We start from the raw sequence: 14,747 nt of genomic DNA, 5'->3' as shown, positions 1-14,747 counted from the left end.
TTTAATGCTCTCAAAGGAACCTCATACGAGGTTTCAATACATAAGCTCTACTGGCTTAGTTCACTAGCACACTGTTGAGTTCTCAAGCAACACACCTCGGACAATTCCGAACCTCGCAAGGACCGGCATCACCCGAAGCGGGTTATTCCTAGCAGTTTGTGTGGGACACCCACTCAATCGCTTCTGCGAGAGCTTGGTTCGTGTCCCGGCGGCCACCCGGTTTCCCTGGCGACTTGGAGAACTTTACATGCCCGGAAACCACCCGAAACAGGGGGGTCCGTTAACAAGATCAGCGCAGGTCAGAACCCCTGACGGAGCCCGTCCGAGCCCCAGTGTGCCCCCAACGCCCCCGGAGCGCCAGGGGAATAGCCCGGGAAGAGCACGTCAAGAACATTGCTCCGAGTACATTGCACCGTATTGCTCCGCACCAAAGCTCCGCTTAGCGTCAGTGGCATGAGAGCTGGCATGAGAGATGGCATGACAGAAGGAACGACCCTCGCGCACGACGACGCGGGACCGAAGGACGCGACGACCGTCCTGCTCGTCCACGGCCACCCCTTCGACCGCTCGATGTGGCGGCCCCAGGTCGAGCACCTGGCCAAGCAGGGCTACCGGGTCGTCACACCGGACCTCCGCGGCTACGGAACGCACAAGACCGAAGAGACCAAGACCGGCCTCGACGTCTTCGCGAACGACCTCGTCGAGCTGGCCGACCACCTCGGCTTGGAGACCTTCGTGCTCGGCGGCCTCTCCATGGGCGGCCAGATCGTCATGCAGGCGATCGCCGACCACCCCGGCCGCGTCAGCGCGCTCCTGCTGGCCGACACCTTCGCCGGCCTCGACACCGCCGAGGTGAAACAGGGCCGTATCGACACCGCAGCGAGGATCACCAGGGAAGGCATGGAGCACTACGCCGACGAACTCCTCCCCAAGATGATCTCGCCGCAGACCCGCGCGACCAGGCCGGACGTCGAGGAGCACGTCAAATCCATGATGCGCAACGCTCCAGCCGAGGGAGCCGCGGCCGCGCTGAGAGGACGTGCCGAGCGCCCCGACTACACCCCCGGGCTCAGGAACATCGCAGTCCCGACGCTGGTCGTCGTCGGCAGTGAAGACGAGTTCACCCCCGTGGAAGACGCCCAACTGATCCACCGGGAAGTCGCGGATTCCACCCTGGTGGTGATCGACGGCGCGGGCCACCTGCCTAACCTGGAGCGCGAGACCGAGTTCAACGAAGCGCTCAGCACCTTCCTGACCACAAGCGGAGCCAAGCCATGACCCAACAGACCGTGTTCGTGACCGGCGCCAGCGCCGGCTTCGGTGACGCCATCACCCGCCGGTTCGTCGCCGAGGGCGCCCGGGTGATCGCCGTCGCCCGTAGTAAGGACAAGCTCGAGAAGCTCGCCGGGGAACTCGGCGACGCCGTCCTCACGCTCAAGCTCGACGTCAGCGACCCCGAAGCCGTCAAGACCGCGATCGAAACCCTCCCCGAGGCGTGGCGCGAGGTCGACGTCCTGGTCAACAACGCCGGGCTCGCGAAGGGTCTCGAGCCCGCGCACAAGGCCGAGCTCGCCGACTGGGACGAGATGATCGCGACGAACGTCCGCGGCCTCACCCACGTCACGCGCGCGCTGCTGCCCGGCATGGTCGAGCGCGGCCGCGGCCACGTCATCAACCTCGGCTCGATCGCCGGCACCTACCCCTACCCCGGCGGCAACGTCTACGGCGCGACCAAGGCGTTCGTGCACCAGTTCAGCCTGAACCTGCGCAGCGACCTGCACGGCACCGGCGTCCGCGTGACGAACGTCGAGCCCGGCATGGTCGGCGGCACGGACTTCTCGAAGGTCCGCTTCGACGGCGACCAGGAGAAGGCCGACAAGGTCTACCAGGGCACCACCCCGCTGACCGCGGACGACATCGCGGAGTCCGTCTACTGGGCCGCGAGCCAGCCGAAGCACGTCAACATCAACGTCATCGAGCTGATGCCGGTGGTCCAGAGCTTCTCCGCGTTGCAGATCTACCGGGAGTCCTGAAAGAGATCGAACAGCGCCTGCTGCGCCGGGTCCCGCTCGGTCGGCAGGCGCGCGGTCCGCGGCCGCCCGCCGGTGGACGGGTAGCGCAGCACCAGCTCGCCGATGCCGGCCAGCTGGTCCAGCAGCTCGCGCACGGACAGGTTCATCCCGGCGCGGTCGGCCTCGCGCCGCATCAGGTGGGTCGCCGTCGCGGCGAGCACCGAGACGAGCCCGTGGGCGGCGATCCGCTGCCGGGTCCACTCCCAGCGCGGGGTCGGGCCGGTGACGGCGGGCCCGGTCAGCCAGCGGAACGTCGACTCGAGGTGGGTTCGGGCCCGGTAGGCGGTGACGACCTCGGCGACCGGCCAGTCCTGGTCGGTGACCAGCAGCTGCTTGCCGAAGAACTCGTCGTCGAGCCGGGCGACGGCCGCGGTGTCGATCCGCCGCTCGAGGCGGATCTCCCCGGCCCGGCTCCCGCTCAGCGCCGCGGTCAGCACGCGCTCGATGCGCCGCCCGCGGGTGACCCGGCCGATCTCGGCGTGCACCTGGGCGCGGTCGCCGCGGTGGGTGCCCGCGGCCAGGGCCCCGGCCAGGCCGTCCAGCTCGCGGGTCGCGGTGGCCAGCTCGTCGGCGAACGCGCGGGACTGCGCCGCGTGCAGGGTCGCCGAATGCGTCAGGATCACCCGCCGCCGGACGCCGTCGACGACCGCGTGCGTGTCCAGCGCGGTCAGGCCGGCGAACCGTTCGGGGTCGACGCGCTTGCGGGCGGACGCGGGCTGGGTCAGCAGCTCGGGGTGGTCGGTCAGCGGCAGCGAGCCGACGAACCCGCTGCGTGACCCGAGGTCGAGCTGCGCGGCCTGCCCGGTGTGGAAGATGAGCGTCGCCGGGCCCAGTTCCGCGGTCAGCGCGGCGAACGTCGGGGCGGTGCCGTCGTCGCGCCGGTACAGCCGCGAGCCGAGCGGGATCGCGCCGTCGCGGGTCACCCGCAGGCCCACCCCGGCGAGCACACCCTGGCAGGCCGAGGGCAGCGTGCAGTCCGCGGCGGCGAACGCGGCGAACTGCGGGACGTCGACGGCGAGGGCCGCGTGGTCGTCGAGCACCTCCAGGACTGCCTCGGCGACGGTCTCCTCGATGCGCGCGATGCGTTCGGGCGTCAGCCTTTCCAGTGCCCGCCACACCGTGTCCACTGTGGACACGCGGGGGTGCACCAGGTCCGCCGCGGCCCCGGTCGCCCACCACTGCGTGATCGGCGTCTCCGGCGCGGTCGCCCGGTGCAGCACGGCGATCGCCAGCGTCTGCCCGAGCGTGGTCTTGGCACGCTGGGGACCGGCGACGTCGTCGACGCGCCGGACGAAGTCGAGCCGGCGCAGGGTCGCCCACACCGCGGCGACGTCGCCGTACGCGCGGTAGCGTGCCGACGCGGGTTCACCGCCCGGGACGGCGCGGGCGATCTCGTCGGCGGTACCGAGGTAACGCTGGGTCACCACCCGGGGCTTGCCGTCCACCCGGGCGGACTCCGCGAGGTAGTAGTACGTCCGTCCGCCGATCTTCTTCCCGATCACCGAGGCCACCCTTTAGGTAATACACGCCGGACGGCTGATCGACAACCGGCGCACCGCGCTGACCTGCGACGACGATCACGTTCCACGATCGGGTGAGCCAGGTGCGGAACACGCACTGGCTGGTCGCACGAGGACGGTCCTAGCGTGGGTGGAATGGGACCCGATCCTGACGCCACCACCCCGACCGCCTCCGCGATGCGCCGTTCGCTCGCCCGGGCGCGTGACGGGAAGACACTCGACGTAGCCGAGGCGAGCGTGCTGCTGCACGCCCGCGGCGAAGACCTGGGGAAGCTTTCCGAGTACGCCTCCCGCATCCGTGACGCCGGCCTGGCCGAGGCCGGGCGCGCGGGGATCATCACCTACAGCCGCAAGGTCTTCATCCCGCTGACCCGGCTCTGCCGCGACCGCTGCGGCTACTGCACGTTCGTCACCGTCCCCGGCCGGCTCGAATCGCCGTTCCTCTCGCCCGACGAGGTCCTCGACATCGCCCGCAAGGGTGCCGAGATGGGCTGCAAGGAAGCCCTCTTCACCCTCGGCGACCGGCCCGAGGACCGCTGGAAGGCGGCCCGCGACTGGCTGGACGCGCACGGCTACGACGACACGCTCTCCTACGTCCGCGCGATGGCGATCCGGGTGCTGGAGGAGACCGGCCTGCTGCCGCACCTCAACCCCGGCGTCCTGTCCTGGCAGGACTTCCAGCGGCTCAAGCCGGTCGCGCCGTCGATGGGCATGATGCTCGAGACCACGGCGACCCGGCTGTGGAGCGAGAAGGGCGGCCCGCACTACGGGTCACCCGACAAGGATCCCGCCGTCCGGCTGCGCGTGCTCGAAGACGCCGGCCGCAGCAGCGTCCCGTTCACCACCGGGGTGCTGATCGGTATCGGCGAGACGCACGACGAGCGCGCGGACGCCCTGTTCGAGATCCGCAAGATCGCCAAGACCTACGGCGGCATCCAGGAAGTCATCGTGCAGAACTTCCGGGCCAAGCCGGACACGAAGATGCGCGCGACGCCGGACGCCGACCTCGAAGAGCTGGCCGCGAACATCGCCGTGGCGCGGCTCGTGCTCGGCCCGAAGATGCGCATCCAGGCGCCGCCGAACCTGATCGGCAACCAGTACGACCTGATGATCCGCGCCGGGATCGACGACTGGGGCGGCGTCTCGCCGCTGACCCCGGACCACGTCAACCCGGAACGCGCGTGGCCGCAGATCGACGAGCTCGCCCGCCGCACCGAGAAGGCCGGCTTCGAGCTGAAGGAACGGCTGACGATCTACCCCGAGTACGTCAACGCCGGCGAGCCGTGGCTGGACCCGCGGATCACCCGGCACGTCGCCGCGCTCGTCGACCCGGCCACCGGGATGGCGCGCGAGGGCGCGATGCCGGTCGGCATCCCGTGGCAGGAGCCGGACGGCGGCTGGCAGCAGTCCGGCCGCACCGACCTGCACACCGAGATCGACACCACCGGCCGGACGGAAGACCGCCGCAGCGACTTCGACTCGGTGTACGGGGACTGGAAAGAGATCGGCGACCGGATCAAGACCGGGCCGCAGAAGTTCGACTCCACCGTGCTGGAAGCCTTGCGCAGTGCGGAAAAGGACCCCGCCGGGCTGTCGGACGACGCCGCGCTGGCGCTGCTGTCGGCCGACGGCAAGGAACTCGACGCCTTCACCAAGCTGGCCGACGACCTGCGCCGCGAGACGGTCGGCGACGACGTCACCTTCGTCGTCACGCGGAACATCAACTTCACCAACGTCTGCTACACGGGTTGCCGCTTCTGCGCCTTCGCGCAGCGACGCACGGACGCCGACGCGTACACGCTCTCGCTGGAGCAGGTCGGCGACCGCGTCGACGAGGCGTGGGCGGCCGGCGCGACCGAGATCTGCATGCAGGGCGGCATCCACCCGGACCTGCCGGGCACCGCGTACTTCGACCTCGCGGCCGAGGTCAAGCGGCGGCAGCCGGACATCCACCTGCACAGCTACAGCCCGATGGAGGTCGTCAACGGTGCTTCGCGGACCAACCTCTCGCTGCGCGACTGGCTGATCGCGGCGAAGGAGTCCGGCGTCGACTCGCTGCCGGGCACGGCCGCGGAGATCCTCGACGACGACGTCCGCTGGGTGCTGACCAAGGGCAAGCTGCCGACGTCCGAGTGGATCAAGGTGGTCACCACCGCGCACGAGGTGGGCCTGCCGACGACGTCCACGATGATGTACGGCCACGTCGACACGCCGGCGCACTGGGTCGCGCACCTCAAGCTGCTCGCGAAGCTGCAGCGCGACGGCCTGGAGAAGCACGGCAAGCGCGGGTTCAGCGAGTTCGTGCTGCTGCCGTTCATCCACCAGAGCTCGCCGATCTACCTCGCCGGCCTCGCCCGCCCGGGCGCGACGCAGAACGAGAACCGCGCGGTGCACGCGCTGGCCCGGCTGCTGCTGCACGGGATGATCGACAACATCCAGAGCTCCTGGGTGAAGCTCGGCACCGAGGGCAGCCGCGCGGTGCTGCAGGGCGGCGTCAACGACATCGGCGGCACGCTGATGGAGGAGACGATCAGCCGGATGGCCGGCGCGTCGAACGGGTCGTACAAGACGATCAGCGACATGCGCGAGATGGTCGAGCCGCTGGGACGGCCGCTCGTGCAGCGGACGACGGGGTACGGCCGGCCGTCGGCCGAGCGGATCGCCGCGGCGGAAGCGTCCGACGGTGTCGCCACCGCGGTGCGCAAGCCGTTGCTGCCCCTGCTCACGCCGTAGAAAGCGGTAGCGGGCGCCCGGCTCCGGGGCGCCCGCTACTCTTCCGGCTCATGGGGGTTTTCCGCTTCGCACCGTTGATCGTCGTCGCCCTTCTCGCGGGTTGTGGCCAGGCGCCCCCGCCTCCGCCGCCCGTCCCGTTGCCGACCACGACACCGAGCCCGACGTACGCGCCTCCGCCGCCGACCGGCCTGTCGCTTTCGGTCGGCCAGGTCGAGGCCGGACTCGGGCACCGCGCCAGCGTCCTCACGCTGACCAACCTGGACAGCAAGCCGCGCAAGGTCACCGGCTACCCGGACGTGACGGTCCTGGCGGGCGACGGTGCGCCGTTGCAGGTCCAGGTCCTGCACGAGACGTCCTACTTCGCCCCGGATCCGGGCCCCCAGGACCTGACCGTCCCGCCCGGCGGGAAGGTGCTGTCCGTGCTGGCCTGGTCGGCCACCGTCACGAGCGGCGACAAGCACACCGGCGCGGCGATCTCGGTCGTCCCGATCCCCGGCGAACCCGCGCAGAAGCAGCCGCTGGAGACCGACCTCGGCACCACGGACACCGTCAAGCTCAGCGCGTGGGCCACGACCATCGGCAACTGACCACCTTGTGTCACCGCTCACAAACCCACGGTTCCGATCGGGAACCCTGTGCTACTTGTTTTTCTCACGACCCGGGCAAGCACCGCAGCTTCACCCGTCGAGAGGACTTCGATGAGCACCTCAGTGGCCGCGCTGGACATGATCGACTCGGACCGCTACCCGCTCACTGATCCGGACAGCGAAGCCTGGCGGGAGGTCGTGGCCCGCACCCGCGCGGACCTCGCCGACGTCGGCTGCAGCGTCCTCGCCGACTTCATCCGGCCCGAGCTGCACGAGGTCCTGCGGGCCGAGTGCGCCGCGCTCGAACCGCACGCGTACACGAAGATCGAAAAGGTCAACGCCTACAACACCGCGCTCGACGCGGACCTGCCCGCGGACCACCCGGGTCGCACGATCATGGAGCGGGGCAACGCCTTCGTCGCCCGCGACCACATCCCGGCCCGCGCGATCATCGGCCGGCTCTACGGCAGCCCGCTGTTCCAGCGGTTCATCGCCGACTGCTTCGGACTGCCGGAGCTGCACGAGCTCGCGGACCCGCTGTCCGGGCTGACGCTGAACGTGATCGCGCCCGGCCGCGCGCACCCGTGGCACTTCGACACGAACTCCTACACCGTCAGCATGCTGACGCAGGCGGCGAACGACGGCGGCACGTTCGAATACTGCCCGAACATCCGCTCCGCAGACGCTGAAAACTTCGCCGCCGTCCGGGCGGTTCTTTCCGGGGAAAGCACCCATCCGGTCCAGCGCCTGAGCCTCCGTCCGGGCGATCTGCAGTTGTTCAAAGGCCGCTTCGCCTTGCATCGGGTCACTAGGGTGGAAGGGAAGATCGCCCGCCACTCGGCGATCTTCGCCTACAGCGAGCGCCCCGGCGTCATCGGCAGCCCGGAGCGGACCAGGCAGCTCTTCGGCCGGGTCCTGCCCGAACACCTGGCTGGTCACGCTGTGCGGGGCGACGCCCTGCTCGACTAGATCTAGGAGCCTGGCCCGTGCCTTTCGACTCGACCGGCAAGATCTCGTTCGATCACATCTACACCGCGCCCGACCCCCGTCCGTTCTTCGGAACGTTGCAGCGCGTGGACTACCAGATTCCGCAGCTGGCGAAACCGTACTTCACGAAACTGATCGAGGAATACCAGGCGGAACGCGGAATCGCGCGGCCGACGGTGCTGGACGTCGGTTGTTCCTACGGCGTCAACAGCGCGTTGCTGCGGTGCGAAACGACCCTGGACGACCTCTACGAGCAGTACACCGCGCCCGGTGTCGAGGACCTCGACCGCGCCGCGCTGCTCGAGCGCGACCAGCGGCTCGTGCGCAGCCGCGCGACCCCCGACGGCGCCCGCTTCTTCGGTCTCGACGCCGCGGGGGCGGCGCTGGACTACGCGCGGTCCGCCGGGTTCCTCGACGAGACGATCTACGCCGACTTCGAACGCTACGACCCCGACGAGACGCAGCAGGCGCTGCTCGATCAGGTGGATCTCGTCGTGTCGACCGGGTGCGTCGGGTACGTCACCGAGAAGACGATCGCCCGGATCGCGCGCGGCACCCGGCCGTGGATGGCGCACTTCGTGCTGCGGATGTTCTCCTACGACCCGGTCGCGGAAAGCCTGGCCGAGCTGGGGTACGAGACCGCGGCCATCGACGGTGTGTACCGCCAGCGGCGGTTCGCGAGCGCCGAAGAACAGCAGCACATCATCGACTCGCTGGGCACCGCCGGCGTCGATCCCGAAGGGTTCGAGTCCGACGGCTGGCTGTACGCGCAGCTGTATGTTTCCCGACCGAAGAAGGGTGCGGCCGCCGGACTGGCTTCCGCGCTCAGCACGGTTTCCGCCGACTAACGAGGATGACAGAGTGAGCAGTCCGGAATGGTCCCCCCGCACGTTCGGCAACGAGGACCGGCTTCCCCGCGTCCCCGTGCCTTCCCTCGCCGACAGCGGCCGCCGCTTCCTGGAGTGGTGCGGCCCGCTGCTGACGCCGGACGAGCTGGCGGAGACCGAAGCGGCGGTCGAGGACTTCCTGGCGCCCGGCAGCCCGGCCCACGGGTTGCAGGCCGCGCTGGAGGAGTACGACTCCTCGCCCGGGGTACACAGCTGGCTGGACACCTTCTGGCCGTACCGCTACCTCGGCCGCCGCGACCGGATCGCGCTCAACGCCAACTTCTTCTTCCTGTTCGCCGAATCGCCGCTGGGCCAGGTGGAACGCGCGGCCGAGCTGACCGCGTCCGCCGTGGACTACAAGCTGCGGCTCGACGACGAGCTGGTGGCACCGGTGCTCGTGCGCGGGGCACCGCAGTCGATGGTGCAGCACCAGTACCTGTTCTCGGCGACGCGGATCCCGGGTGACCCGCTGGACCACGCGCGCACGCCGTACCGCGAGGGCTGGGAAGGGCCCTCGCGGGAGCGGCACGTCGTGGTGTTCCACCGCGACACTCCCTTCCGGATGGACGTCGTCGCCGAGGACGGCCGCCCGTACTCCGCCGAGCAGCTCGCCGACGGGCTGCGGGCGATCCTCAAGGACGACCACGACACGGACGTGCCCGCCGGGCACTTCACCACGAAGGCCCGTGCGGAGTGGGCGTCGAGCCGTCAGGCGCTGATCGACGCGGGCAACGCCGAAGCGCTCGAGACCATCGAGACGGCGTTGTTCTGCGTGTGCCTGGACGAATTCACGCCGTCGACCACGCTCGAAGCCGCGGATCAGCTGCTGTACGGCGCCAACCGCTGGTACGACAAGGCCGTGTCGCTGATCGTGTTCGAGGACGGCACCGCGGGGATCAACGTCGAGCACTGCGAACTCGACGGCACCACGATCCTCGGCTTCACGGACGCGCTGCTGAGCGGGGAACGGCTTCCGCGTGAGGCCGCCGACGGCGTCCCGGGGTTCACGCCGGTCGAGTTCACGCTGACCGACGCGCTCCGCGAGGACGCCCGGGCGGCCGGAGAGGCTTTCGCGGCGTACGCGGACGCGACGGCCACGCAGACCGTGTCGTTCGACTTCGGCGCCAACCGCGTGAAGGAGCTGGGGATGTCTCCCGACGCCTTCGCGCAGATGGCGTACCAGCTCGCGCACAAGCGCGCGAAGGGCCTGACGGGCGCGACGTACGAGTCGATCGCCACCCGGCAGTTCCGGAACGGCCGGACCGAGGCAATGCGGGTCGTCACCCCGGAGGTCTTCCGGTTCGTCGCGACGATGGAAAACGGTTCCGCGGAGGAGAAGCGGGAAGCTTTCCGTACTGCGGCGGCGAAGCACGTCTCGCGGGCGAAGGAGTGCCAGGCGGGCGACGCGCCGGAGCAGCACCTGTGGGAGCTGCAGCTGATCGGCAAGCGACGCGGTGACACTTCGGTACCTGCGTTGTACAGCTCGCCGGGCTGGCTGAAGATGCGCGACGACTACCTGAGCACCAGCTCGGCGCCGTCGGTGAACATCCAGTACTTCGGGTTCGGTTCGACGAGCCCGCAGTGCATCGGCATCGCGTACGTGCTGCTGCCGGACCGCTGGAACATCTACCTCAGCACGCCGAAGCACGTGTCGTCGGAGATGCACCGCTTCGCCGACGAACTCGGGAAGGCCGTCAGCGAGCTGCAGGAGCTGCTGGCAGGCGCTTGAGCAACCAGGTCAGCCGGGCGGCCCGCGCCGCCCGGCTGAGCTGCGCTTTCGGCACCAGCGCGTCGAAACCGTGGAAACCGCCGGGCCAGACGTGCAGCTCGGCCTCGCCGCCCGCCTGCCAGAGGCGGCTGGCGTAGGCGACCACCTCGTCGCGGAACGTCTCGGCGGTGCCGACGTCCAGGAACGCCGGCGGCAGCCCGGAAAGGTCGGCGGCGCGGGCCGGGGCCGCGTAGGCCGGGACGTCATCGAGGTCGCCGAGGTACGCCGTCCAGCCGACGTTGTTGGCCGTGCGGTCCCAGAGGCCGCGGCCGTCGAGCTCGACGGCGGACGGTGTGTTGTTCCTATCGTCGAGCATCGGGCAGATCAGCAGCTGCCCGGCGAGCACCGGTCCGCCGCGGTCGCGGGCGAGCAACGCCGTGGCGGCCGCGAGCCCGCCTCCCGCGCTGATGCCGCCGACGACGATCGGGCCGTCCCACCGCGACGCCGTCCACAGGAGACCGGCGTAGCAGTCCTCGACCGGCGCCGGGTACGGGTGCTCGGGTGCGAGCCGGTAGCCCGGCGAGACGACGGTCAGGTTCAGTTCACCCGCCCAGTCGAGCAGGTTCGGCACGTCCGCGCCGAGGTGGCTGCCGACGATCGTGCCGCCGCCGTGCACGTAGTAGAGGACACCCGCGCTCTCGGCCGGACGCGCGACCAGCAGCGGCACCGCACCGGCGTGCTCTTCCGCAAAGGCGAACCGCGGGTACGCGGCGGCCAGCTCCTCGACGGTCCGGTGGTCGGCCGCGTTCAGCTCGCGGCGGCCGGGGATGTCGGCCAGGGACGCCAGCGGCGGCCGGAGGGCCCGCAGCTCCTCGACGATCGGCGCCAGCTCCGGGTCGAACGGCGGTGGCGTCACGTCAGGCTCCTTCGGGTACCGAGACGACGAGGACGAGCGAGCCGTCGAACGTCGGCTGCTCGCGAAGGCGGCCGTAACGACGTTCCCAGGTGCCGTCGTCGAGGTCGTGGCGCAGCTCGGCGGCGAACCGGTGGTGCACGCGGTCGTCGACGAAGCTCCACGCCGAGCACGACAGCCGCGCGCCCGGGTCGAGCAGCCGCTCGGGGCGGGCGTAGTAAGCCTCGTTGAAGCCGTCGGTGCAGTCGATCGGGACCGGGACGCCGATGATCGACGTGTGCCCGCCGAGCCCGTCGGCGATGTCGTCGACCGGCGGGTAGCGCCGCGCCTCGGTCTCGATCACCTCGGGCGCGTAGTCGAGCAGCCAGAACCGCCGCAGCAGCGCCGGGTCGCAGGTCAGGATCGCGACCGGGCCGCGGGTCACCCGGCGGACCTCCTTGAGCCCGGCCCACAGGTCGTTCCACTGGTGGACGCTGAACGTACTCATCGCGCCCTCGAACGACCGGTCCGGGAACGGCAGCTTCTCGGCGACGGCGTCGATCGCCGGCGGCAGGCCCTCGGGTCGCTGCGCGCGCATCGACGCGGACGGCTCGACCGCGGTCACCTCGCGGTCGCCGGGCTCGTAGGCCCCCGCTCCCGCACCGACGTTGAGGACGGTCCGCGCTTCGCCGAGCGCGTCGAGGATGTACCGGCCGATCCGCGGGTCCGGCACGCGGTAGTCCGTGTACACCCCGCCGATCGCGCCGTAGTCGGCGTCACCGGCGCTTCCGTCGGCGCGTCGCTCGCTCATGGCTTCAAAACTAGCAGCGGGTCTCGGGGAATCAACGCGGGTGGCGCTGCTCCGCGCGACGGAAACCGACGTCCGGCATCCGGCGCAGCGGTCAGTTTCTGTCGCAAATTTGCGTAAGTTCGTTCATCTATTGCGTTATCTTGTCCCCGATTCGTATGATCCAGGTCACAAGGGTCCCCACCCGTACTCGACGAGGAGTTGCTGCTCCATGTCTCCCCACCCTGTCTTCAGCGCGCCCTCAAACTCTCCAGTACCGCGTCGCCGCGTCAGATTCGGCGCGCTGGCCGCCGCGATCGCCGCCGCGACCGGCCTGACCGTCGTCACCTTGGCCGCGTCCCCCGCCACCGGTTCGGCGCTGGCCGCCGGGCGCGGCGCGACCGTGCCGTTCCTCGAACAGGAGGCCGAGACCGCCGCGACCAACGGCACGGTCATCGGCCCGGACCGCAACGCCGGCACGCTCGCCGGTGAGGCGTCCGGCCGCAAGGCCGTGACGCTGGGCGGTCAAGGCAAGTACGTCGAATTCACGCTCACCGCGCCGGCCAACTCGATCGACTTCCGGTTCAGCCTGCCGGACTCCGGGAACGGCACCGGCACGAGCGGCTCGCTTTCGTTGTACGTCAACGGTTCCCACAACCGTGACGTCGCGCTGACGTCGAAGTACGCCTGGTACTACGGCTCGTACCCGTTCACCAACACCCCGGGTGACGGCCACGCGCACCACTTCTACGACGAGACGCGCGCGCTGCTGGGCACGAACTACCCGGCCGGCACCAAGATCAAGCTGCAGGTCGACGCGGGCGACGTCACGACCTCGACCATCGACCTCGCCGACTTCGAGCAGGTCGGCGCGGCCGCGGCCAAGCCGGCGAACGCCCTGTCCGTCACCGACTACGGTGCCACCGCGGGCGACACGAGCGACGACGCGAGCGCGTTCGACGCCGCCGTCGCCGCCGCTCGCAGTCAAGGCAAAGAGGTCTGGATCCCGTCCGGGACCTTCACCCTCGGCCACCACATCACCGTCGACCAGGTGACGATCCGCGGCGCCGGCCCGTGGTACTCCGTGCTGAGCGGCCCGCGCGCGGGCATCTTCGGCAAGGGCGAACCGGCCAGCTGCGGCACGTCGACCTACCCCGGCAACGGCGCGGTCCCGGGCACGAGCAGCGCGGTCAAGCTGTACGACTTCGCGATCATCGGCCAGGTCGACGCCCGCGTCGACTGCGACCAGTCCAACGCCATCGGCGGCGCCCTGGGCGGCGGCTCGGTCGTGCAGAACCTGTGGCTGCAGCACACGAAGGTCGGGCTGTGGCTCGACGGGCCGTTCGACGGGCTCACCGTGTCCGGCAACCGGATCCTCGACCAGACCGCCGACGGGCTGAACCTGCACCAGGGCATCAGCAACGTCACCGTCACGAACAACTTCCTGCGCAACACCGGCGACGACGGCCTGGCCATGTGGTCCGAGCACGACGCCGACCACAACAACACGTTCTCGTTCAACACCGTGCTGCTGCCGATCCTCGCCAACAACATCGCCATCTACGGCGGGCGCGACAACACCGTGTCCGACAACGTCGTGGCCGACAACCAGGACCAGGGTGGCGGCATCCACATCGCCAACCGGTTCAGCGCGGTGCCGCTCGCGGGCACCACGACCGTCGCGCGCAACACCGCGATCCGCACCGGCGTGCTCGACTCGAACTGGCAGTTCGGCGTCGGCGCCCTGTGGTTCGACGGCCGCGACGGCGCCATCACCGGCCGCGTCGACGTCACCGACCTCGACCTGCTGGACAACAACTACGAGGGCATCCAGTTCATCGACAGCCAGACCACCGACGTGCACTTCACGAACGTGCGCATCACCGGCGCGGGTACGTTCGCCTGGCAGCTGCAGGCGAAGCCGACCGGCACGGTGAAGAACGTCGTCGCGACCGGCATCGGCCGCGCGGGTGTCTACAACTGCATGGGCCCGGACGCGCTGACCGGCCTGGCCGACCAGGGCGGCAACTCGGGCTGGAGCACGACGTTCTGCGGCTCGTGGCCGACGCCGGTCTACGGCTCGGACAACGGCGGCACGACCACGCCGACGACCCCGACCACGCCCACCACGCCGCCGACCACCACGACGACGGCCCCGCCGACCGGGAACCTGGCGCTGCACAAGGCGGTCAGCGCGTCGGCGTCGCAGGGCGGCTTCCCGCCGGGCAACGCGGTCGACGGCGACGCGAACTCGTACTGGGAGAGCGCGAACAACGCGTTCCCGCAGTCGCTGACCGTCGACTTCGGCGCCACGGTGTCGGTTTCGCGGCTGGTGCTGAAGCTGCCGCCGTCTTCGGCGTGGGGTACGCGCACGGAGACGATCGCGGTCGACGGCGTCAAGGCCGCGGCCGGCTACACGTTCAACCCGGCTTCGGGCAACACCGCGACCATCACCTTCCCGGCGACGTCCGCGCGCACCCTGCGGCTGACCTTCACCGGCAACACCGGCTGGCCCGCGGGACAGCTGTCCGAACTCGAAGCCTATTCGTCCTGAACTCAGCTGGAGAGGTGACG

Annotated in this window: 11 protein-coding genes; 8 read left to right on the top strand and 3 right to left on the bottom strand. The window is 70.1% G+C overall.

Features of this window, described 5'->3' with window-relative positions; translation table 11 throughout:
• The first annotated feature begins 477 nt into the window (after positions 1-477).
• Positions 478-1,278, top strand: coding sequence for an alpha/beta fold hydrolase (locus ACIOD2_RS14910; RefSeq protein WP_400537925.1), 801 nt, complete (start codon positions 478-480; stop codon positions 1,276-1,278).
• Positions 1,275-2,033 (top strand): SDR family oxidoreductase, encoded by a 759-nt coding sequence (locus ACIOD2_RS14905; protein WP_400537923.1) that lies wholly within the window; start codon positions 1,275-1,277, stop codon positions 2,031-2,033. Before ACIOD2_RS14910 ends, ACIOD2_RS14905 begins: the two co-directional genes overlap by 4 nt.
• On the opposite strand, the gene ACIOD2_RS14900 is transcribed toward ACIOD2_RS14905, so the two are convergent.
• On the bottom strand, positions 2,018-3,574 hold the full coding sequence (locus ACIOD2_RS14900) for a transposase (RefSeq protein WP_400537921.1): 1,557 nt from the start codon (positions 3,572-3,574) through the stop codon (positions 2,018-2,020). The genes ACIOD2_RS14905 and ACIOD2_RS14900 overlap by 16 nt on opposite strands.
• A gap of 153 nt (positions 3,575-3,727) precedes the next feature.
• Here ACIOD2_RS14900 and ACIOD2_RS14895 point away from each other — a divergent pair, with 153 nt between their 5' ends.
• The 5 genes from ACIOD2_RS14895 (at position 3,728) to ACIOD2_RS14875 (ending at position 10,515) form a co-directional block, all read left to right on the top strand.
• Complete coding sequence (locus tag ACIOD2_RS14895) at positions 3,728-6,325, top strand: bifunctional FO biosynthesis protein CofGH (RefSeq protein WP_400537919.1); 2,598 nt, start codon at positions 3,728-3,730, stop codon at positions 6,323-6,325.
• Between the two features lie 50 nt (positions 6,326-6,375).
• The gene (locus tag ACIOD2_RS14890) at positions 6,376-6,912 is read left to right on the top strand and encodes a DUF4232 domain-containing protein (RefSeq protein WP_400537917.1); all 537 of its coding nucleotides are present in this window, start codon (positions 6,376-6,378) and stop codon (positions 6,910-6,912) included.
• Positions 6,913-7,023: 111 nt separating this feature from the next.
• Positions 7,024-7,881 (top strand): arpA protein, encoded by an 858-nt coding sequence (locus ACIOD2_RS14885; RefSeq protein ID WP_400537915.1) that lies wholly within the window; start codon positions 7,024-7,026, stop codon positions 7,879-7,881.
• 17 nt (positions 7,882-7,898) lie between these two features.
• The gene (locus ACIOD2_RS14880) at positions 7,899-8,747 is read left to right on the top strand and encodes a class I SAM-dependent methyltransferase (RefSeq protein WP_400537913.1); all 849 of its coding nucleotides are present in this window, start codon (positions 7,899-7,901) and stop codon (positions 8,745-8,747) included.
• Between the two features lie 13 nt (positions 8,748-8,760).
• Positions 8,761-10,515 carry a choline/carnitine O-acyltransferase gene (locus ACIOD2_RS14875; protein WP_400537911.1) on the top strand — a complete coding sequence of 585 codons (1,755 nt, stop codon included), beginning with the start codon at positions 8,761-8,763 and terminating at the stop codon, positions 10,513-10,515.
• Here ACIOD2_RS14875 and ACIOD2_RS14870 read toward each other — a convergent pair.
• Both ACIOD2_RS14870 and ACIOD2_RS14865 read right to left on the bottom strand, forming a co-directional pair.
• Positions 10,481-11,410 (bottom strand): alpha/beta hydrolase fold domain-containing protein, encoded by a 930-nt coding sequence (locus ACIOD2_RS14870; protein WP_400537909.1) that lies wholly within the window; start codon positions 11,408-11,410, stop codon positions 10,481-10,483. The genes ACIOD2_RS14875 and ACIOD2_RS14870 overlap by 35 nt on opposite strands.
• A 1-nt stretch (position 11,411) precedes the next feature.
• The gene (locus ACIOD2_RS14865) at positions 11,412-12,197 is read right to left on the bottom strand and encodes a class I SAM-dependent methyltransferase (RefSeq protein WP_400537907.1); all 786 of its coding nucleotides are present in this window, start codon (positions 12,195-12,197) and stop codon (positions 11,412-11,414) included.
• Between the two features lie 208 nt (positions 12,198-12,405).
• Between ACIOD2_RS14865 and ACIOD2_RS14860 the strand changes: the two genes are divergently transcribed.
• Positions 12,406-14,727 carry a discoidin domain-containing protein gene (locus ACIOD2_RS14860; protein ID WP_400537905.1) on the top strand — a complete coding sequence of 774 codons (2,322 nt, stop codon included), beginning with the start codon at positions 12,406-12,408 and terminating at the stop codon, positions 14,725-14,727.
• The last annotated feature ends 20 nt before the right edge of the window (positions 14,728-14,747 follow it).

Origin of the sequence: Amycolatopsis sp. NPDC088138 (genome assembly GCF_044741685.1) — a bacterium.
In the GTDB taxonomy this organism is placed as follows: Bacteria; Actinomycetota; Actinomycetes; order Mycobacteriales; family Pseudonocardiaceae; genus Amycolatopsis.
Note: the sequence above shows the minus strand (reverse complement) of the source record. Positions and strands in the feature narration are given on the sequence as shown.